At 63.1% G+C, this 20,698-nt stretch carries 21 protein-coding genes; 13 read left to right on the forward strand and 8 right to left on the reverse strand.

Annotated elements, in window-relative coordinates:
• Positions 1-51 precede the first annotated feature (51 nt).
• Positions 52-3,765: a beta strand repeat-containing protein gene (locus tag NO877_RS15820; protein WP_256397318.1), complete on the reverse strand. Its 3,714-nt coding sequence runs from the start codon at positions 3,763-3,765 to the stop codon at positions 52-54.
• 351 nt (positions 3,766-4,116) lie between these two features.
• Between NO877_RS15820 and NO877_RS15825 the strand changes: the two genes are divergently transcribed.
• Positions 4,117-5,145, forward strand: a complete 1,029-nt coding sequence (locus tag NO877_RS15825) for an ion transporter (protein ID WP_256397319.1) — start codon at positions 4,117-4,119, stop codon at positions 5,143-5,145.
• Positions 5,146-5,209: 64 nt separating this feature from the next.
• Here the strand turns inward: NO877_RS15825 and fer are convergent, their stop codons facing one another.
• Entirely contained in the window at positions 5,210-5,599 is a 390-nt protein-coding gene (gene fer, locus NO877_RS15830; RefSeq protein WP_256397320.1) for a ferredoxin Fer, read from the reverse strand.
• Between the two features lie 183 nt (positions 5,600-5,782).
• Between fer and NO877_RS15835 the strand changes: the two genes are divergently transcribed.
• The gene (locus tag NO877_RS15835; RefSeq protein WP_256397321.1) at positions 5,783-6,652 is read left to right on the forward strand and encodes a CheF family chemotaxis protein; all 870 of its coding nucleotides are present in this window, start codon (positions 5,783-5,785) and stop codon (positions 6,650-6,652) included.
• A 1-nt stretch (position 6,653) separates the two neighbouring features.
• Here the strand turns inward: NO877_RS15835 and radA are convergent, their stop codons facing one another.
• Positions 6,654-7,688 (reverse strand): DNA repair and recombination protein RadA, encoded by a 1,035-nt coding sequence (radA, locus tag NO877_RS15840; RefSeq protein ID WP_256397322.1) that lies wholly within the window; start codon positions 7,686-7,688, stop codon positions 6,654-6,656.
• 123 nt (positions 7,689-7,811) lie between these two features.
• Between radA and uvsE the strand changes: the two genes are divergently transcribed.
• The 5 genes from uvsE to NO877_RS15865 all read left to right on the forward strand — a co-directional run bounded on the left by uvsE (position 7,812) and on the right by NO877_RS15865 (position 11,868).
• Positions 7,812-8,768, forward strand: a complete 957-nt coding sequence (gene uvsE, locus NO877_RS15845; protein WP_256397323.1) for a UV DNA damage repair endonuclease UvsE — start codon at positions 7,812-7,814, stop codon at positions 8,766-8,768.
• A gap of 101 nt (positions 8,769-8,869) precedes the next feature.
• Positions 8,870-9,298, forward strand: a complete 429-nt coding sequence (locus NO877_RS15850; RefSeq protein WP_256397324.1) for a universal stress protein — start codon at positions 8,870-8,872, stop codon at positions 9,296-9,298.
• 52 nt (positions 9,299-9,350) lie between these two features.
• Positions 9,351-10,094 (forward strand): tetratricopeptide repeat protein, encoded by a 744-nt coding sequence (locus NO877_RS15855; protein WP_256397325.1) that lies wholly within the window; start codon positions 9,351-9,353, stop codon positions 10,092-10,094.
• Positions 10,095-10,394, forward strand: a complete 300-nt coding sequence (locus NO877_RS15860) for a DUF424 domain-containing protein (protein ID WP_256397326.1) — start codon at positions 10,095-10,097, stop codon at positions 10,392-10,394.
• 196 nt (positions 10,395-10,590) lie between these two features.
• Entirely contained in the window at positions 10,591-11,868 is a 1,278-nt protein-coding gene (locus NO877_RS15865) for an aminotransferase class V-fold PLP-dependent enzyme (protein WP_256397327.1), read from the forward strand.
• Between the two features lie 149 nt (positions 11,869-12,017).
• Here the strand turns inward: NO877_RS15865 and NO877_RS15870 are convergent, their stop codons facing one another.
• Positions 12,018-13,631 (reverse strand): sensor histidine kinase, encoded by a 1,614-nt coding sequence (locus tag NO877_RS15870; RefSeq protein ID WP_256397328.1) that lies wholly within the window; start codon positions 13,629-13,631, stop codon positions 12,018-12,020.
• 172 nt (positions 13,632-13,803) lie between these two features.
• On the opposite strand from NO877_RS15870, the gene NO877_RS15875 reads away from it, so the two are divergent.
• Positions 13,804-14,466, forward strand: coding sequence for a DUF2391 family protein (locus NO877_RS15875; protein ID WP_256397329.1), 663 nt, complete (start codon positions 13,804-13,806; stop codon positions 14,464-14,466).
• Positions 14,467-14,722: 256 nt separating this feature from the next.
• On the opposite strand, the gene NO877_RS15880 is transcribed toward NO877_RS15875, so the two are convergent.
• Together NO877_RS15880 and NO877_RS15885 are read right to left on the reverse strand one after the other, a co-directional pair.
• Positions 14,723-15,223 carry a dihydrofolate reductase gene (locus tag NO877_RS15880; RefSeq protein WP_256397330.1) on the reverse strand — a complete coding sequence of 167 codons (501 nt, stop codon included), beginning with the start codon at positions 15,221-15,223 and terminating at the stop codon, positions 14,723-14,725.
• Positions 15,224-15,287: 64 nt separating this feature from the next.
• The gene (locus NO877_RS15885) at positions 15,288-15,578 is read right to left on the reverse strand and encodes a helix-turn-helix domain-containing protein (RefSeq protein WP_256397331.1); all 291 of its coding nucleotides are present in this window, start codon (positions 15,576-15,578) and stop codon (positions 15,288-15,290) included.
• Between the two features lie 137 nt (positions 15,579-15,715).
• Between NO877_RS15885 and NO877_RS15890 the strand changes: the two genes are divergently transcribed.
• Positions 15,716-16,741, forward strand: coding sequence for a zinc metalloprotease (locus NO877_RS15890; protein WP_256397332.1), 1,026 nt, complete (start codon positions 15,716-15,718; stop codon positions 16,739-16,741).
• Positions 16,742-16,827: 86 nt separating this feature from the next.
• Here the strand turns inward: NO877_RS15890 and NO877_RS15895 are convergent, their stop codons facing one another.
• Together NO877_RS15895 and NO877_RS15900 are read right to left on the reverse strand one after the other, a co-directional pair.
• On the reverse strand, positions 16,828-17,409 hold the full coding sequence (locus tag NO877_RS15895) for a 2Fe-2S iron-sulfur cluster-binding protein (RefSeq protein WP_256397333.1): 582 nt from the start codon (positions 17,407-17,409) through the stop codon (positions 16,828-16,830).
• Between the two features lie 55 nt (positions 17,410-17,464).
• Positions 17,465-18,376, reverse strand: coding sequence for a decarboxylating 6-phosphogluconate dehydrogenase (locus NO877_RS15900; RefSeq protein WP_256397334.1), 912 nt, complete (start codon positions 18,374-18,376; stop codon positions 17,465-17,467).
• A 168-nt stretch (positions 18,377-18,544) separates the two neighbouring features.
• On the opposite strand from NO877_RS15900, the gene NO877_RS15905 reads away from it, so the two are divergent.
• The 4 genes from NO877_RS15905 to NO877_RS15920 all read left to right on the forward strand — a co-directional run bounded on the left by NO877_RS15905 (position 18,545) and on the right by NO877_RS15920 (position 20,677).
• Positions 18,545-19,234, forward strand: a complete 690-nt coding sequence (locus tag NO877_RS15905; protein WP_256397335.1) for a hypothetical protein — start codon at positions 18,545-18,547, stop codon at positions 19,232-19,234.
• A gap of 83 nt (positions 19,235-19,317) precedes the next feature.
• Complete coding sequence (locus NO877_RS15910; RefSeq protein WP_256397336.1) at positions 19,318-19,710, forward strand: 30S ribosomal protein S6e; 393 nt, start codon at positions 19,318-19,320, stop codon at positions 19,708-19,710.
• 19 nt (positions 19,711-19,729) lie between these two features.
• The gene (locus NO877_RS15915; RefSeq protein ID WP_256397337.1) at positions 19,730-20,164 is read left to right on the forward strand and encodes a DUF7112 family protein; all 435 of its coding nucleotides are present in this window, start codon (positions 19,730-19,732) and stop codon (positions 20,162-20,164) included.
• A gap of 78 nt (positions 20,165-20,242) precedes the next feature.
• Complete coding sequence (locus NO877_RS15920; protein WP_256397338.1) at positions 20,243-20,677, forward strand: DUF5807 family protein; 435 nt, start codon at positions 20,243-20,245, stop codon at positions 20,675-20,677.
• Positions 20,678-20,698: the final 21 nt, after the last annotated feature.

The raw sequence follows: 20,698 nt of genomic DNA on the forward strand, positions 1-20,698 counted from the left end.
CAGGGTAGATAGTCCTTTAGGTGTCTTCGGGACAGCCCGTTCGGGATCGACTCACAGGCCCACCAGCTCCTGGATGGTCTCGAAGACGACTGCTGGCTCGACGAGTACCCCGCTGAACAGCGCGGCGGTGATGACCACCAAGACCTTCCCGTAGCGGCTGATCCAGACCCGCGTTGCGGTCGGCAACTGCGCGCGAACGATCGGCAGCGCCATCACGCCGAGGAAGATGCCGAGGCCGCCCGCCAGGGCGCTGTCAGCGAACTTCGTCAGGCCGACATAGATGACGAGCACCCCGGCCGTGTAGCTGAGGATCTTGCCCTTCTGCATCCAGAGCCGGTCGGCAACGCCCGTGCGGGTGCCCGCATCGAGTTCGTCCTCGTCGGCTTCGGCATTGATCTCGTCGTCCGCGTCGATCTCGTCGGGAGCGACTGGCTCGCCAGCGTCCGCATCGGCATCCTCAGCTGGCTCCTCGGCGGTCGTCTCGGCAGTGTGGTCGTCGGCTGTGCGGTCGTCGTCTGCGGTAGGTGTTGTCTCGGTCATTGAATCGTCCTCGGAGGGCTGGTCGCCGACGGTGATATCGATATCCGCCGAATCAGTCTCACAGCTGATCGTAAACCCAAGGGTTTTGCCAGCGTCGGCGGCGGTTGTCTGGTACTCCAGGAGCACGGCTGCGGCTGTATGTGCATCCAGATCCAGCGGTGTGTCGTCCTCGCGTTCGTCAAGCGATAGCGAAACGACGCGTGTGCCCGGAACGTCGCCTTTGTTTTCGATCGTCGCCTCGATAGCCAGCAGCTCGCCGGGTGCCACATCGCTGTCTTCGTCAGTGGATGTGTCATCAGCGACGCTGTCGGCTTCGTCGACCGCACGCGTGACCGAACTCACGACGAAGGCGGCCTGTTCGGGTTCGGCAAGCAGCATCCCGGCCGAACCGGGCACGGAGGCAACCGCCTTGGTAACGGCTGCTGGCGCAACCGTCACGAACAGTTCAGTGCGGGAGAGTGCAACGACAGTGAGATACGACCCGACCGCGGCCGCGCTGCCACCGACCACGCGCAGCGGCGTTATGATCGGCATCGACTGGACGGGCACGGTCTCGTCTTCCTCATCGGTCGGTTGCTCGCTGGAGTCGTCGGTCTCGGTCGACGGGAGCGGCGAATCCGTCGGCTCGTCTGCCAGCTCCGGGTCGGGTTCCAGTTCAGGGTCGTCTGTGGGTTCGTCGTCTGGTGATGATGACGAAGACGACGATGAGGAGGACGAAGAGCCGCCAGCTGTGGGAACACTCACCGACAGCGAGACGGAGGCATCGAAGCCGCTGGCTTCGGCGGAAATCACCGTCGATCCCGGATCAACCGCGGTGATCTCGCCGCCGTCATCGACAGTCGCAACCGAGCTCTCGCTGCTCAAATACGTCGCTGGCTCCGTGGCGGTCCGTGTCGAGTCGTCCGACAGCGAGAGGTCGACCGTCGATGTGGCGGTGTCGTCGGGTTCGATATCGGTCCCGCTCAGCGAGAGCGCGTACTCGTCGACCCGCCAGACGTGAATCGGATAGCCGTCGGTGGCGATCCAGACCGGATTGAACGAGAGGTTGGTGTTTTCGATTGCCGCCGATCCCTGAAGCTCGGCCGTCGAGAGCCCGGTGATACCGTCGATCGAGCCGTCGCCGACGGCCGCCGTAACGCCGCTTTTCGACGAATCAAAGTAAGAATCCTGGATTTCGATGGAGGGCCCGACTTCACCAACGAACGAGCCGTTGTTCGCATTGCCGGAGACCTCGCCGACCGAAACCAAGTTAGACATAACAACCGCCCCAAGGGCGCTCATCCGGCCAGCCAGACCACCAACGGATGCATTCCCGGTCACAGCACCATATGCAGAGGAATTTTCCGTTGGTCCGTTCGTGGTGCCGACTAACCCGCCGACATAGCTGCCGGATGTCGTATTCCCCATCACGTCGCCGGTCGCAACCGAGCGGAAAATGTCGCTCGAAGTCGAACCAATCAGCCCACCGATATTGTCTTCACCGCTAACAGTTCCAGTGGCGGACGACTCGACGACCACAACATAATCCCCACCGCTTCCGAGCAGCCCACCGACACTCTCGCCGCGTGCTGCGGAGACGGTTACGCTCGTCGTCACGTTGGAAAGGGAATCGAATCCAGGATCGGCACCATAGCCCTGAGAGCCACCAACGACGCCACCGACACCTGTGCCATCCGGTGCGGAAACGGTTCCAGTGGCACCTGAATCACGGATCTGTCCATCAGCTCCGAGATCGCCGACTATGCCGCCGACCGATTCCAATCCACTCTGTTCTGTACCCGACGTTGCTCCTGCCTGAACGTCTGTGGTTACCTGAACCCCGGAGATGGTCCCGGAACTGCGGCCGACAAGCGTTCCGGTATTCGAGCTTCCGGACACCGTTGCATCGACGATCGAGAGATCCGAGACCGTACTCCCGACTCCCATCTCACTAATCAGCCCGACATTGTCGGTCGTCGACCGATTGATCGTGAGGTCGCTGATCGTATGGCCACCGCCGTCGATCGAGCCGGTGAACTCGCCGGAGCCGTTCGCGATCGGCTCGAAGCCAGCCCCATCGTTCCACTCTGCGGTCTCACTCAGATCGGCGGAGCCCGAAAACGTGTAGTTCGCCGTAGGGTCGACGGTGAGCGCCTGTAGTCCGTAGCTATCGTCGACGCGGTAGGGGTCCGATTCGGAGCCATCGCCGACGGCCGCATCCAGGAACTGCCAGGTGAGCTGTGGGTAGGAGTCGGTCGGAACCCACTCGTCGTAGAACGCCAGTTCGGCCATACTGCCCGCGGCGGTCGCGTTATTGCCGGTCATCTGGGCCGTCGAGAGAGCAGTTGGATTCCCGGTTCCAGAGCCGATGCCATCGGTGGCAGCCAGTCCCACGGTCTCGAAATCCCAGTAGGTCGAGGACGGTATTCCGGGTGTCGAGGAGTTGCCAACGACACCGCCGACGGCCGACTCGCCGTCGGTCGATCCGACGACATACGACAACGCAATACTCGCCGTTCCGGTGCCGTCCGAGAGGTTGCCGACCAGCCCGCCGACGCCACTGGTTCCGTCGACGCTACCAGTCGCGGCGGTGGTACTGAGGGTGCTGTTGGTCCCGGTACCGACCAGTCCGCCGACCGCGTTCGACCCCTCGACGCTGGCAGTTGTGGACGAATCGGTGACGGTACCGTTTGTTAGCGCACCGACAAGCCCACCCACCTGATTGCCATCCCCGACGATCGTACCACCGACAGCCGAGGCGGAGAGTTCGCCATCCGAGAGGGTGCCGACGAGCCCGCCGACCTGCTGGCCCCCGTGGATATCAACGGCTTCGAGCGAGACGTTAGAGAGGGTCGCCCCCGCGGTGAGTTCGCTGAAGAGGCCGACGGCGTCGGCCGACGAGCGGTTGATTGCCAGTCCGTCAATGGTGTATCCGTCGCCGTCGAAACGGCCGCTGAACCCCTCGGTGTCGTTGCCGACCGGCTCGAAGCCAGCCCCACCGTCCCAGGCCGACGTATTGCTCGCGTCGATATCCGCCACCAGCCGATAGGTCGCAGTCAGATTGCCCCCCATCGCCTGTAACCCGGAACTATTTTCGATCTGATAAGGGTCCTCGTCGGTCCCTTCACCCGCCAAATCCGCATCCGGATCGAGGGCGACGAGCGGCTCGGCAGCCACCATCCCTGAAAACAGCGTCAGTCCAACGACGACGATGAGAATGGCAGACCAGCAGCCCCGGCGACTCATTGACCACCACAGTATCGTCCGGTGTTCGGTCGACTGGTGGTCATCGCTGCCAGCAGCCGCCCCGCGAGGCTACCTGCCACGGGACGCAGAAAAGACTGCACGTCTTGCTTGGGTCCGTCTATCCAGGAGTGATGAGAGATGGGCTTCATGAGCTGTCGAGCAGTAGCGGTGTCCGCCGAGAATACTGCAGACGATCCAGACTACCGTTCTTAGGTGACTGTCTCGGGTGGTGTACATATAGCCGATACCAGCGCATAGTGGCATATCGAGATCGTGCGGTAGAAGGCTATAGAATGGCGATATCTGGCATATAGCGAAGGAATATTATATCATGCTACTATGTGGTAGCAAATGGATCGTCTCTCGTTGCGAAGGAGAACGCGCCAGTTGGTCGACCCAACGCACACTACTGGAGGAGGTATTCTCTTTAATTGGCTCATTATGTGTCTCATTCTCGTGAATGTCCTTGCAGTCATGTTTGAGACGGTCGAGTCGACGTATGCAGCCTACAGCACGCAGTTGTTCCTGTTGGAAACGGTCTCGGTCGGTGTTTTTACTGTCGAGTATCTCGCTCGAATCTGGAGTGCCGTCGAAGCCGGAGAACCCTACGAGCGACCGATTGTGGGCCGACTGCGGTATGCCACGCGACCGCTGTTGCTGTTTGATTTCATCGCCATCGCGCCGTTTTATCTCACGGCGATAGGCGGGGTTTCGGATCTCCGGTTTCTGCGTGCGCTGCGCTTGCTGCGATTTCTCCGTCTGTTCCGACTCGTTCGGTACAGCGAGTCGATGCAAGCCTTCGGCCGGGCGTTCTATCTCAAACGCGGCCAGCTCGTCGTGGCGATGTCCGGCAACCTGATTTTACTGGTCGTTTCCTCTTCGCTGATGTATTTTGCCGAACACGCTGCGCAGCCCGAGGCGTTCCCGTCGATTCCAGGAACCATGTGGTGGGGAGTTGTCACACTGACGACGGTTGGCTATGGTGATGTGACGCCGATTACGCCGTTGGGACAGCTCATCGGAAGCGCTGTTGCCATTCTCGGGATCGGCCTGTTTGCACTTCCGGCCTCGATCATGGCCTCCGGCTTTATCCAGAGCTCGTCGTACGAAACCGGATTCTGTCCCGACTGTGGACACGAGATCGACTGGGAGTCCGATATCAGTACTGACGGCCCGACATACCAAGTGGGCGATCGCATCCGGATCGATATCACCCGAGAGAGCATGCTCTCGTACGATTACCATGGCAGCCATGGCGTTGTCAAAGCATACGATGCGGAGGCAGACGAGTTCGAAATCGAGTTGGATGACAACAATGATACGATTGCCGCAACATGGCGTGATCTCCGAACGCCACTGAACCACACCGACACGGTATGAGACCGACATCGAGTGCTGCCGCTCACGGAGGTATAAAAAATTGGGGATCGGTGTGCAGCCGTCGTTAGATAACGCGGTTCTGCAGGTAGTCGAGGTGTTTGGCGTTGTAGACGATCTTGACATCGTCGGCAGCAGGGCTTCCGATACAGGTGAGTCGGACGTTCTTCTCGTCGACTTCCTCGTCGGAGAGGATCTGCTGCATATCCATGTCGATGTCGCCCTCTTTGACGATGGCCGCACAGTTCGCACAGGCACCGGCGCGGCACGAGAAGGGCCAGTCGTAGCCCTGTGCCTCGGCGGCTTCGAGGATATACTCGCCTTCGTTGACCTCAAGCGAGCCGAAGTCCTCTTCATCGAGACCTGCGTCTTCTGCGTTTGCGAAGAGATCGTCGTCGTCGATCTCCCAGCCTTCGTCGTCGAGTACCTCGTAATTTAGGTAAGTTACCGTGGGCATCAGTTCACGATTGGGTACCCATCCCATTAGAGTTTGCTGTTCCGTCATTCGGTCGACCGAAAACGTACGCACATTGTGAGTTCTCGCGAACCACAGAACGCGGGGAGTCGGCAGAAGGGTATAAATACCCACGGCGGCTGTCGCGCGAAACAGTCAAGAGGACACAACATACAAAGGCAGGTAATGAGCGAGACAGTGGTGGCGGATTTCGTCGGCCGATTCCACACGACGGACGTGACATCGGCCGAGCCCGTTTCCGGACGCATCCTGTTGAGCCACAAGCGACTCGTGCTTGCGACAGGTGACTTCAAAACCACGATCCCACTGTCGAAGGTAATCGACGTCAACCTCGGCACGGTCCCCCCAGCGCTCGCGGAGTTCTTCAGCGACACCGTCACCATCGCCTACAGCGACGGCGACAGCAAACTGACTGCGATCATCGAAGGCAAAGGCGAGAACGTCGAGCGGTTCAAGACGGTATTTTTCAAGGTCGTACTCAGCGGCCAGACGGTGATCGTCAAACACCCCGCGAAACGGGGTGGTCGCGTCACCGACGCTGGCGACCGAAAGATGAAACTCAAGCTCAGCGAGGGTACCCTCCGACTGGACGGCAACGGCGGGGATTTCGACATCGATCTGGGGTCGGTGACCAGTTTCAGCCGCGAGAAGCGTGATCTCGGCGGCAAGGTCCGGCCCGCACTCTCGGTCGACCACGCCTCCGGCGGGACGACCCTGACCACGATCATCACCCTGCCCAACAACCGGAAGCTGAATCTGTTGGGTCGGTTCCTCAAGCTCGAATACAGCGAGCTGATGGAGGAGCTCGAAGACCTCGAGTTCACCGAAGAGCAGATCGAGGCGCTGGTCACGCTGTACAGTGCTGGCGGTCGTGCCGACCTCAGCCAGCTGTTGACCGGCGATGTCACCGAAACCCAAATCATCCTGGACCAACTCCGCGACAAGGATCTGATCCGGGATGTCGACGGCGCGATGGAGCTCTCCGCAAAAGGCCAAGCCGTCGTCTCCGATCACATCGAAGACGTCAATATGTGAGCTATTCGGGTTTCAGCCCGCCGCCTTCGACGCGCAGAATCGCCTCGCCATCTGCCAGATTTGGGGCATCGACCAGCCGAAAGACGCGTTTGGTGGCTTTCGAGTTCTTGAGATACACCCGGATCGTCGAGGCGTGGCCGAGGATATTGCCGCCGACCGGTTTGGTCGGGTCACCGAAATACGAGTCGGGGTTGCTCTGGACCTGATTCATCACGAGGATCGCGGCGTTGTGGAGGCTGCCGATCCGCAGGAGGTCGTGGATGTGCCGATTCAGCTTCTGCTGGCGCGGGGCGAGTTCGCCGCGGCCGACGTACTCCGCCCGGAAGTGGGCGGTCAGCGAGTCGTAGACCACCAGCCGCACCGGCCGGTCGTCGTCTTCGTACTCGGTGGCGAGATCGGCTGCGGTCTGGGCCAGCAGCATCTGGTGGTCGGAGTTGAACGCACGCGCGACGTGGATGTACTGGAGGAAGTCGTCGACCAGCGCGTCCATCGCCGCCTCGTCGTCGGGCGTGCCCTCGATCTCGCGTCGGTCGAGTTCCGCCTCCAGGATCTCGTCGTCGAGTCCCCGAACCATGTCGTCGATCCGCTCGGGGCGGAAGGCGTCCTCGGTGTCGACTAGGACGGCCCGGCCCGCAAGGCCACCGTGTTCCTGGTCGAGTTGGACGTTGACCGCCAGCTGGTGGCTGATCTGGGATTTGCCGACGCCGAACTCCCCGTAGACCTCGGTCATCGACTGGGTTTCGACGCCGCCGCCGAGCAGCTCGTCGACTGCGGGCACGCCCATCGAGAGCTTGCCGATCTCGTTTCGGCGCTCCAGGACCGTCGACCCGCTCTCGAAGCCGCCGACGTCGGCGGCCTCGCGGGCAGCATTGATGATATCCGATGCCGTGCCCTGACCGACATCGGCGGCGTCGGCCAGTTCGCGGGGGCTCGATACTGCCAGTCCGTTGTAGGAGTCGAACCCCGCGTCGGCGAGTTTGTCTGCGGTCGCCGGACCGACGCCCGGAAGCCCTTCGATATCTGACTGTGTGGCCATTGCATCGGCTACGCTCCGCGGGGATATAAAAGGACGTTAACCGCGAACTGAAAGTGAAATCTGAGGCTGGAGACGCCGGAGAACGGAACCGATAGGTTCGACGAGAACCTACGAAGGGCAACCGTGTCGACTGATTCTACACATTCGGGTGGGACCGCGAAAGCGACGCCACAGTTCGGCTACGCGGCACTGAACCGAACGCTCCGCGAGCAGGATATCAGAACGAACCGCGGGATGCAGCAGGCGACCTTCGAGGACCGTGGGCTGCCGTACGCGGGCGAACTCGCCGAGCAGAACTGCCGCGGGCTCCGCCGAATCATCGAGTGGAACGTCGACCACGACATTCGCTTCTATCGCATCTCCTCGGATCTCATCCCGTGGTACAGCCAGTACGATCTCGAAGAGCTCCCCAACAGCGAGACTGTCTTAGATATCCTCACCGACATCGGCGACCTCGCCGACCGTCACGACCTCCGGCTCACGTTCCACCCGGACCACTTCGTCAAGCTCGCCAGCCCCACCGAGTCGGTCGTCGACAACTCGATCATCGACCTCGAATGCCACGGCGATCTGATGGACGCGATGGGGCTGTCCCGAACCCCATACAACTCGATCAACATCCACATCGGAGCCCACTACAGCGACAAAGCGGCGACCGGCGACCGCTTCTGTGAGGCCGTCGGCCGCCTCTCACTCGCGGTTAGGGACCGCCTAACGGTCGAAAACGACGACAAGGAGTCGCTGTGGAGCGTCCCCGAGTTGGTCGAGTCGGTCCACGATGAGATCGGCCTTCCCGTCGTGTACGACGAACTCCACCACCAGTTCACCGACCGGGGACTGAGCTACCGCGAGGCCCTCGAACTGGCGGTCGAGACGTGGCCCGACGACATCCGGCCGATCGTCCACTACAGCGAGTCCCGTCGGCTCCACGAGGCCGACCCCACCGTCTCGCCGCGGAACCACTCGGATTACGTGGCGGGGCCGATCCACCTCCACGGCAACAGGGTCGACGTGATGATCGAGGCGAAAATGAAAGAACAGGCCGTCATGCGGTACCGACAGCAGCATCGCCACGACTGAGCTGTCCCATCCCGTCGGCCGACAGCAGTGTCCGAGCCACCCGCCCGACAGTCGAGTCCCGCGGCAACCGAGATTATGATCGTTCGGTCCGTGGTTGGGGTATGGTCTCCAGGATTCTCGTCCCGATGGATAACTCGTCGATGGCGGAACGAGCCCTCGAATACGCGATCGAGATGTACGCCGACCCAGAGATAACCGTGCTCCACGTCGTCGGCAGCGCGACGATGATGATGGGCGATGCGGTGAGTCTCGCACTCGAAGACGATATCGATGCGGCGGCCGAAGCGCGCGCCGAGCCGGTCTTCGAGCGCGCCCAGCGCCTCGCCGACGAGCACGGCGTCGACATCGACACGGCAGTCGGCGTCGGTGATCCAGCGCGCGCGATCGTGAACCGGGCCCAAAACTACGACGCAGTCGTCATGGGGAGCCACGGCAAACACAGCGAAGATATCGCCCGTGGCTTCCTGATCGGCAACGTCGCCCAGAAGGTGTTCCGTCGGTCGCCGGTGGCGGTCACGACAGTCCGATGACTTCCACGGCTGCCGACGTAACCCTTACCCGAGATGGCTGCCAAACTCCCCTATGACAGACGAGCCAGAGGAGCGTTCTCACGAGTTCTCCGCGGGACAAGGGGTCGACGACGACTACGAGGAGTTCACGCTCGATCCCGAACAGCTGTCGGGGGACGGAACCCAGATCGACCCGGTCAACGCACACGCACTGGCCGACATTCTCGACGAACGGAACATCTCGTCGGACGAAGTCGACGTCGAGGAGCTGATCGACGTCGGGCTCTCGTATATGGGCATCAACCGCTACGAGGAGGCAACCGAAACGTTCGAGCGGGCGGCCCAGTTCGCCGACGAGGACTCCCTGGAGGCCCAGGAGGCCCGCGTCAACAAGGGCGCGGCCCACGCCCAACTCGAAGAGTGGGACGCGGCGATCGGAGCCTATCAGGAGGCGCTCCGGATCGACGACGATTCGGAACACGCCGCCAGCGCCGAGACCAACCTCGCCTACGCGCTGTGGGAGTACGGCCGGACCGAGGAGGCCCTCGAACACGCCGAACGCGCCGTCGAGATCGACCCACGATTTCCGCAGGCGTGGTACAACCGCGGATTCTTCCTCTCGGAGCGGGGCCTGTATGAGGACGCGGTCAACGCGTTCGACAACGCGATCCGGCTGGGAATGCGGAACGCGGATATCCTCGAAGAGAAAGCACTGGCCCACGAGGAACTCGGCGAGGAAGAGGCCGCCCAGGAGGCCGTCGAACAGGCCGACGAGCTGCGTGCAGCCGCCGAAGAAGAGCTCACCGAGGAGTTCTAAATGCTCCTCCGCGAGCGCGAGACGCCCGAGGGCCTGCTCGTCTCGGTCTGCGACGAGGCCTGTCTCGGCGAAACCTACGTCGACGACCCCGTACAGCTAGAAGTCACCGAGGAGTTCTACGGCGGCGAGGAGGCCGTCGAGGCTGACGACACAGCGGTCGTCGACGGGCTCACGCGGGCGGATGTCGCCAACATCGTCGGCGAGCGGGCCGTCACCGTCGCGATCGAGGCCGGAATCGTCGACGAGGATCGCGTCCTGGAAGTCGATGGTACGCTCCACGCCCAACTGCTCTGGATGTGATCAGTGCGGCGGGATGATTTATAAACGACCACGGAGAGTACCGCGGTCGACCGCGCCGGTGAGCCCAGTGAGCCCGCAGTAGGCGGCGGCTAACACCCACAAACGACCTCGTTTTTCCTCGGTTGAAACCGAATACAGTTACACCACAGCCATGAGACCGAAGACGTGTTACCCCCGGCGTTCCTACGGAACCACAATGAGTACGCAGGAGAGCTATCCGATCGATGTCGAGGCGATTCGGGCGGATTTCCCGATCCTGGACCGCACGGTCGGCGGTGACGTGACCACGCCCGGTGAGAGCAGCGAGGACACCGAACCCCTGGTGTACCTCGACAACGGCGCGACGAGCCAGACGCCGCGGCCGGTCGTCGAAGCGATCGTCGACTACTACTACGGCTACAACGCCAACGTTCACCGCGGGATTCACCAGCTGAGCCAGGAGGCCTCCGTGGCCTACGAGGAGGCCCACGACCGCGTGGCGGAGTTTATCAACGCCGAGGGCCGCGAGGAGATCGTCTTCACCAAAAACACCACCGAGTCGATGAACCTCGTCGCCTACGCGTGGGGCCTCGAAGAACTCGGGCCCGGCGATTCGGTCATCACCACCCAGATGGAACACCACGCCTCGCTGGTGACGTGGCAGCAGATCTGCAAACGCACCGGTGCGGAGATTCGGTTCATCGAGGTCGACGAGAACGGACGACTCGACATGGACCACGCCGCCGAGTTGATCGATGAGTCGACCGAGATGGTCTCGCTGGTCCACGTCTCCAACACCCTCGGGACGGTCAACCCCGTCGCGGAGATCACCGAGATGGCCCACGACGTCGGTGCCTACGCCTTCGTGGATGGGGCCCAAGCAGTGCCGACCCGGCCGGTCGACGTTGCGGCGATCGATGCGGATTTCTATGCCTTCTCGGGCCACAAGATGCTCGGCCCGACGGGGATCGGCGTCCTCTACGGCAAAGAAGCGATCCTGGAGTCGATGCAGCCGTACCTCTATGGCGGCGACATGATCCGAAAGGTCACCTACGAGGACTCAACGTGGGAAGACCTGCCGTGGAAGTTCGAGGCCGGAACGCCGAACATCGCCCAGGCGGTCGGCCTCCACGCGGCCATCGATTACCTCGACGACATCGGGATGGCAAACGTCCAGGCCCACGAGGAACTGCTGGCCGAGTACGCCTACGACCGGCTGAGCGACCACGACGATGTCGAGATTTACGGCCCGCCGGGCGACGACCGCGGCGGTCTGGTGGCGTTCAACGTCGATGGCGTCCACGCCCACGATCTCTCCAGTATCCTCAACGACTACGCGGTGGCGATCCGCGCCGGTGACCACTGTACGCAGCCGCTCCACGATACCCTCGGGACCGCCGCCTCCGCGCGGGCGTCCTTCTACATCTACAACACGCGCGAGGAGATCGATGCGCTGGTCGAGGCGGTCGACAGCGCCCGCCAGCTGTTCGGCTGATCACATCCCTGTTTGGGTCCCGAGGCCTCCCCGGAGGGGATGACGAGGGCTTTTGGTCCAGCTTTTGTCGAGTGAGCGAGCACCGCGAGCGAACGCAGCACAAAAGCTGAGCAGTCGACAGCGCCCGCCAGCTGTTCGGCTGACGGCTGTTATACGGTCTCGTCGGGGTCGGCTCGCGGCAGCGTGATAACGACCGTCGTTCCGTCGTCGGTCTCGGGGATGCTGAGCTGGCCGTCGTGTCGGCGAACGATCCAGTTGACGAGCCACAGCCCCAGCCCGCTGCTGTGTTGGAGCGGCGTGATCTCCTGGTTGCCGGTGATGACCGCAGCCTCGTCGGGATGAATACCGGGGCCGTTGTCGGCGATCCGAACGGTGACGTAGTTCCCGGTCGTCGTGACGGAGATCCGGGCGACCGGGTTCGGTTTGCTGTGGGCGGCGACGTTGGCGAGGAGCTCTTCGATGGCAAACGAGAGCGTCTCGCCGCCGCGAACCCACACCTGCTCGGGGGCATCGAGCGTGACCGTCAGCGCCGGGGAGTCGGCAGTCGTCTCCTCGATCCGGTCGGTCAGCAGTCCGACGAGATCGACCGGCCGGTCGTCGGTGGCGGCGGGGTCGATCAGCCGCTCGGTCAGTCGAACCCGGTCGGCCGTCGAGAGGACGCTATCGATCGCCGACTCCATCGTCTCGGCGCGCTGCTGTTCGTCCTCGGCGGTCGCCTCCCGCTTGATGTCGGCAGCATGCCCGACCGCGACGTTGAGATCGTTGCGGAGGTTGTGCCGCAGGAACCGGTTGAGGACGAGCAGCATCTGTTCGCGGCGGGCCAACGTCGTCGCGAGCCGGTCGAGGGCGTCGCCAATCCCCCGCCACTCGGTCGAGCCGTCGAACTCGATGTCGTCGTCGTAGGTGCGGGCTTCGAGATTGTCGATCCGCCGGTGGAGCCGCTCAGTGTGGCGAATCTCCGACTGGTAGATCCAGATGCCGAAACCGGTGATCGTGCCGATGAGGAGGATCGACACGAGAAGATGGAGCGTCGCCAACTGCCGAAGCTCCGCATCGATCGCTGCCTCGTCGTAGTGGCTCGTCACGATCCAGTCGGTCGTCGACAGCGATCCGGTGGCGGTGGCGCTCCCACCGAACCCCTCGGCCGTCGAGTGGAGGACGGTTCCGTTGGAGGTGACGGTCAGCCCGATCTCTTCGTGGGTAGTTTCGAGCGGGCTGAAAAGCTCGGTCTCGGTGAGATCGTAGGCGGCATTAACCGCGCCGACAACGTCACCGCTGTCGTCACGGAGCGGCGTACTGATGACGACGATGTGGTTGCCGGTGTCGGCCAGAAACGGATCGCTAATGTAGGTCTCGCCAGCCAGCGCACGCCGGACGTAGCGGCGGTCGGTGAACGACTGGCCGACGACTGCCGCACGGCTCCCGTTGTCGACGCCCGCGATCGCGACCATCCGCCCGTCGGCGTCGACGACGGAGGCACCGCTGAACGTCGACTCGGTGACGAACGCCGACAATGCGGCCTCCTGACGGAGATCTCCGTGAGCTTGGAGCGCGGTGTTAGTGGCGACGGTTTCGACATTCTGTCGTTGGTCCGAAAGGCGACTGTCGAGCACCGCGATGGCCGTTTGGACCTCCTGTTCGGTCGTCTCGGCGACATCGGCGCGAAGATCGTTCCGGTAGCTATCGAAGGTGCCGACGAGTACCGCTGCGGTGATCACTGTCACCAGCACAAACACCAGTAGAAACCGATATTTGATCTTCATTCGCAGAGTACTCAGTGATAGTGAACGTTTCACAACCGGTGTTAATAAAAGAGACGGACACCGGAGCCACGAACTCGGACACTCCAGTCGGAGCCTGCACCGACAACGGGTTGCGATCCCATCCGAGACGGATCGACGGTACGTTTTAGTCACCGATCGGTCTTAGTCAGCTATGGGCCGCGACGACAGCTCTCGGGAGGGCGATGTCGAGCTCCAGGAGGTCCTCTCACAGCTCGACGAGCTCGAAGGGACGATCGAGACCCCCGAACAGCACCGGGAGCTCCAGGAGACCAAACACCTCATCGAACGGCTCCCCGGCGGAGAGTTCCTCGACGACCAGATCGACAAGTACACTACCCGAGATCTCGGCGAGGCCTTCGTCGGCAGCATCATCTTCGCGCTGCCGTTGCTGGTCGAAGACGGCGTGTTCGTGATCGCCGACCACTTTCTGACGGTGCTGGTCGCTGGCGTCCCCGTCTATCTCGTCGCCCACGTGCTGTTCGTCATCACGCTGACGACGGGGCTGATCTATGCGGTCGACTTCCGGGAGGTGCGGATCGTCAACCCGATCTTCGGCCTCGTCCCGCGCCGGTTAGTCGGCGTCTTACTAATATCGTTTCTGACCAGCGCGGGGCTCATGGTGCTGTGGGGGCGGATGGATATCGGCGATCCGACAACAGCAGCGGTCTTCGCCCGAATAACAGTCGTCTGGGCGGCCGCTGCCCTCGGCGCATCGTTAGGTGACATCCTCCCGGGCGAAAGCAAGGGGACCGACCTCACACTGGGGAATCTCGACGAGCTGATCGAGACGAACGACGGTACAGCCAGGCGGTGATTCGCTTGTCGACTGTACTGTCAACGGGACGATTTCGGCACCAGCAGACCAGTAGTCGCTTGCTAACCGGTGACCGCAGGCATACTCGAGACAGTAGGTCGGCTCGGTCGTGGCCGCAAACACGCCCAGCCCTGCCAGCCTCGACACCACCGCGTCGGTGTCGTCGGCCTCCGATCGCACCCCTCCCCGGTCGGGGCTGTCGCCGACCTCGAGGCGGTCATCGGTATCGCGTGCTAAACGATCGGATCTCGGCCAGTCATTGGTCGCGGTCTGCTCCGGTGTCGGCGCGAACCCACTCCTGGAGCCGAAACCGATCGTACTCCGTCTCGTCGGCCAGTTGCCACTCACTCTCGTCCCACTCGGGATAGTAGGTGTCGCCCTCGTAGCTGCCGTGGACGCGACTCAGCACCATGCGGTCGATGTGGGGCTGAAACAGGTCGTAAATCACACCGCCGCCGATCACGTGAGCCCGCTCGGCGCCGAGTGCCTCGGCGATTTCGATTGCCGCCTCGACGCCCCCAGCGTGGTGGGCGGTGTCGACATCGAAGGCGCCGTGGCTCCGGCTGAGGACGATCTGGTGGCTCCCCGGCAGGTCCTCCCGCATCGAGTCGAAGGTTCGGCGACCCAAGATTACGGGATCGGCGGCGATCCGCTCGCGGTACTGCTGTTTGTCGGCCGGAATCGACGGCCACGGGAGTTCGCCGTCGTCGCCGATCACGCGGTTGTCGGCGATGGCGGCGACAGAAACGAGTTCCATTGATAGCTGGTTCGAACTATGGGATAATACGGGTTGTCATGGCAGCCAGTCCGGATACGATGGCTCAGTTGACCGCCGAGATGGAGGGTTCGAACTCTCCGGACTCCTCGGCGTCGTCCGACTGGGCGGCCGCAAGCGAGTAGAGCCGTTTCCGGGCATCCTGGATATACAGTTCTTCGGTGACGACGCCCTCGTCTTCCAGCGTCGAGAGCGCATACCGAACGGTTCGAGCCGGGAGAAGCGACTGCTCGGCGAGTTGGCCCTGGGTCAGCGGCCCCTCGTATTCGAGGGTTTTGTAGACGAGTTTTGCGCTCGGCGGGAGGTCTTCGAGCGTCGACCGAAGTGAGTCCGTCATTGGTGTCCGTTCGACGGGTACAATATAAGTCCTTGTGCGGTTGTGCGCCCGGTGCGACAAACCCCGCGCCTGATCGGTCGGTCACTGCCGCCCGGATCGTCACAAGAGGTATACTATCGTGTTTCGAAGACGGAACAATGAACCGACGCCAGCTGCTCGCCGCCTCGACGGGCTGTCTGGGCTGTGTGGCTGGCTGCACCGCGGTCGACCTGCCGGGGATCGGCTCGAACGGCCGCCATCCGTTCGCGGATTCGACGGTCGCCGTTCGCATCGAGGACCGCGGAACGACCGACCACGATATCGAGGCAAACGCGGCCGAAGTGCTCGATTTCTGGGCCACCGAGAGCAGCCGGTATGCTGGCTTCGAGATCGACTTCGAGCGCGTCCAGGAGGGCGGCGATCTCGTCTTGGCCTACGTCGACAGCGCCGAGGACTGCAGCGGCGTCGAAAACTACAACAGCGACGTACTGGGCTGTGCGCCACTTATCCGCCCCGAGAACCGCCTCCCACGACCGGTGACCGCCTACGTCGTCGCCGCCGACCGCCCCTTCGGCTCGGTTCGGACGACCGCCAAACACGAGATCGGCCACATTCTGGGATTGGGCCACGACGACGAGTCCCGCGAGATCATGTCGAACGACCCCGAGGATCGGATTCCCCGCTACGAGATCCGTATCGACATCTGGGAGACTGCGATCGGAGCCAGCGAGCGGGCCAACGAGGCGGTCGGAGAGCTCAACGCGGGGATCAGCGAGTGGAACGACGAGGCCTACGACGCGGCGATCGAGCGCTTCGAGGCAGCCGCGGGCGCGTTTGGGGCTGCCCGCGATGCGTTTCGGACCGCACGGGATCGAACCGCCGAGTTGGCGGCCGACCCGCCGCTGGAGACCGTCGAGCTGTCGGCGCTCACTGCGGCTCTCGACAGTCGTATCGAGCGCGTAACGATCGGAAAGAGGGCCGCCGAAACGATGCAGGAGGCTGCCGAAGCCATCAGCGAGGGCGACAGGTCGACCGCACGGCAACGAGTCTCGGCGGGCAACGACCTGCTCGCGGCGTTCGGGGAAATCGAGGTCGGGGAGCTCCGAACGGTCGCTGTCGCGCTCGGCTTGGTGCGTGGCTTCGACCGCGAGGACAGCGGCGAGACCATCGAAGACAGTCTGTGAGCGGCCAATAGCCTGAAAGGTCGGCCGGGAGTACTCTTGAAACAGCCAAATTGAACGAAAAGGGAGTGGCGGTCGGCGGGCCGTCGCTACGGTGCTTCGTTGGTTTCGAGCGTGAAGTCGTCGATCGGATAGGCGACACAGGTCAGCATGTAGCCCTCCTCCATTTCCTCTTCGGTGAACGTTTCCTGTTCGTAGTGGATCACGTGGTCTTCGGCCGGGCCATCGGGGGTATGGGCCGCACAGGAGACACACTGACCCTGTCGGCAGGCGTAGGGGAGGTCGAAGCCTTCGTCTTCGGCTTTGTCGAGGATCGTCTCGTTGCTGGCGACCTCGATGGTCTCGCCTTCTTTTTCGAGTTCAATATCGAAGTACTCGACTTCGTCTTCCGGCATATCGGCCGGGCTCTGGGATTCCTCCTCGGCCTCTTCGAGTTCGGCTCCCTCTTGGCCGCCCGCCTCGCCGACGGCGGGGACCGCACCGCCACCGCCGCCGATAGAGCGGTTCATCGGCTCGGGGAAGCTCGTCTCGGGGACGCTGGCGGCCCGTGTGTCGAGGATCTCCTGGGAGATGTCGGCGTTGGCTTCCCACCCGGTTCCGTTGGTGAAGTGGAGAATGGCAAGCACGCCGACCACACCCGCTGCGATACTGACCGCCACTAGATCAACCATGTGTGGGCGTACGGAATCGGGGTTTAATTACGTTACGAGACCGCCGAGCGCTGGGTCAGTCCTCTCTCCGCCGGGCGACTTCGTGTCGACCGAAGCCGTAGCGGAGCCGATTGGCCAGCCGCCGCGAAAAGCGCCCTTCGTTCCGGCTGTCGAACCGCTCGGCGAGCGCCTGATAAATGAGTGGGACCGGAACCTCCTGTTCAAGGGACTCCTGGACGGTCCAGGTGCCGGTCGAGCCACCGGCGATGTAATCGTCGACATCACTGAGGGCGTCGTCCTCGGTGGCCTCCTCGACGAAGGCCTCCTCACAGAGCTCTAGGAGCCACGACCGGATCACCGCGCCGTTGTTCCACGTGCGCGCGACAGTTTCGAGATCCAGATCGTAGCGGCCGTCGGCCAGCAGCTCGAACCCTTCGCCGTAGGCCTGCATCAGCGCGTACTCGACGCCGTTGTGGACCATCTTCACGTAGTGGCCCGCCCCCGACGGCCCCATGTATCCGTGGCCATCCGGCCCGGTAGCGACCGCATCGAAGACGGGAACGAGTTCGTCGTAAGCCCACTGCGGGCCGCCGACCATCAGTGAAAAGCCTTCTTCGGCGCTTGCGGGCCCGCCGCTGGTCCCGCAGTCGAGATACGCCGCCGGGCAGGCCTCAGCCCGATCAAGCGAGCGCTCGAAATGCGAGTTGCCGCCGTCGACCACCACGTCATCCTCGGTGAGATGGGGATCGAGATCGTCGAGGGTGGCGTCGACCGCCTTCCCCGCGGGCACCATCAGCCAGATACGTTTGTCGTCGCCGAGTTCCGCGGCCAGATCAACGATCGAATCGGCGGGCGTCGCGCCCGCCTCGGCTGCCGATTCGACCGCCTCGTCGTCGAGATCGAAGGCGACCACGTCGTGGCCCGCCGCCAGTGTTCGGTCGACAACGATCCGTCCCATCCGTCCAAGTCCGATAACGCCGAGTTCCATACCGGACCCGAAACGGTACGGTGACCTATGGGTTGTGATTGTTCGCAGAACCCGCCGCCAGCGGGTCGACGACCGCCGAGCCGGAGTCATATATAAACGCTGGGGTCGTTTCCCAGCAGTTGGGAACCGGCGACGGGGGTTACACACCGGTCACTAAGTGGGCGACAGATGGATCTCTTAGACACCATTACCGGGCAGACAGAGACATCCAGACGGGCACTGATACGCGGGGCGATCCTCGGGGTCGCCGGGATAACGGGTGTAACCGCAGCACAGACGGATGGGGCGGACGCGATCAGCTATTTCAACGACGACAGCAACGACGACGAGGAGTCGACCGTCCAGTCGGCCGACCTGGCCGACGATCCAGGAGATGGCGGCGACGGCTCCGACGGCGGCAGCGGCGGCAGCCGGGGGAAAGAGGTCGTCAGTCAGGTCGACCTGACCGAACGCGACGGCCGGGTAACGCTCCGACTCGGAGCCTACGAGCGTGTCATCGGGGATTTCAATCAGGCCGACGGAAACTCCGTCGGTAACTCGGCGTGGCGCGTCGACGGCAAACTGGCTGCACGCAGTGGCGTCTCTTTCCGGGCATATGAAGGCGACAGCGTCGTGGTAACCCTCCAGAACCCGACGCCGGTCCCCTACAGCCTCTCGATCAGTACCGCCGACGGCGACGGCGAGCGGCTCGCGGCCGACAACCGCGGTGTCACCGTTCATGCTGGTGGCGTCGAGACGCTCGTTGTCGACGAACTCGCAGGCGGCGAGTACGCCTACGAGGTCGAGACGCTGACCCGGCCGATCGAGCCACTGGTCGGGCGACTGTTGGTCGACAGCGAGTCCGACTCCGCCTCATAGTCGCCGAGAGTCGCCATCGAGAGCCGCACAAACCCGAACCTGCTTTCGACGTGCTTTTTATCGCCCATCGAGAGAAGTCACGTATGGCAGATTTCACAGTCGTCGTCGCCGACCCCGAAGACGGGTCTACCTACCAGCTTGACGTGGACGGACAGGACGCGAACCGATTCGTCGGCCGAGACATCGGCGAAGAAGTCGACGGTGGCGCGGTCGGACTCGACGGCTACACCCTCGAAATCACCGGTGGCTCCGACGAGACCGGTCGACCAATGCGTGAGAACGTCCCCGGCTCGAACATCAAACAGCTGCTTCTCGACGGCGGCGTCGGCTTCGAGCCGAGCCGCGACGGCGAGCGGAAACGGATCACGGTCCGCGGCCGCAAGGTCTCCGACGAGACCGCCCAGATCAACGCCAAAGTCACCGACAGCGACGAGGGCGTCGCCGAGGTACTCGGCGAGAGCGACGACGACGAGTAACCCGCCTTCGAGTTTTCTCATGAGCAACCGACTCCCCAGCGACAGCGAAGCCGTCGACACCGCCCGCGCCGAACTCGTCCGACTCGGCAGCGCGCGCCGACAGGGAATCAGACTCCCCGAGGCTGCCAGCGACGAACTCGCGGCTGGCGACGCGATACGGCTCGTCTTCGACGACACGGAGTACCACGCGGTCGTCGCCGAGGACACACGTGGCCTCCTGGTCCGTGGAGCCTACGACAACAGGCGGCTGGCCAAGACCACCGGCGAGGGTGAGAACCGACTGGCCGAGTGGCTCCGCGAACTCGGGCGCGAATCGGGCAACAGCGTCGAGTTCGATACGGTCGTCGCAGGCGAACAGTACGGCCTCCGCCCGCCGGGCGAACGAGCCATTTATACGGTCACACAGGGGCCGCGCTCCTCGCTGTCGTCGATCGCCGAGAACCTCGACGAGTAGGCGGTCGGTACGATACGTAGGCGGTGGCTACCGTCCCGAAGTGAGAGTTCATATAGGGATGGCGACCGGAGGCGGGGTATGGACAAACTGGAGCAGTTTCTCGCGGGCGAGCGGCTCGACGACGTGGCGATCCACATCGACGAGAGCCAACTGGGCGGCGACCACAACCTCGGCAGTGCGGGCGAGGAAGTCGACACCGGCATCGTGCTGGTGGTTCCCGGCGAGGCGGGACGCAACGCCTTCCAGCAAGCGACCGGTATCGGTGCGATGGAGTTCGCCAAGGAGGCGATGGGCCGGGACGGCGAGATCGAGTCGACGCTCGCTGGCGGCGTCTGTCCGGACGACGATGGTGACGACGGCGACCACAACATCGAGTTCGTGCTGTCGTTCGCGGAGGCCCAAAACGAGGAGGTCGGGGGGATGTACGAGGAGGGCGACGTGATTCACGCCTACGCCCACTGTTCCTGTGGCGTGAATTTCAGCCACAAGTGGCTGGCTGGCAGCCGACAGTAGCCTGTCGGTAGCGTCGCTACG

The sequence above is a fragment of the Halohasta litorea genome, assembly GCF_024494645.1.
Classification (GTDB): Archaea; Halobacteriota; Halobacteria; order Halobacteriales; family Haloferacaceae; genus Halohasta; species Halohasta litorea.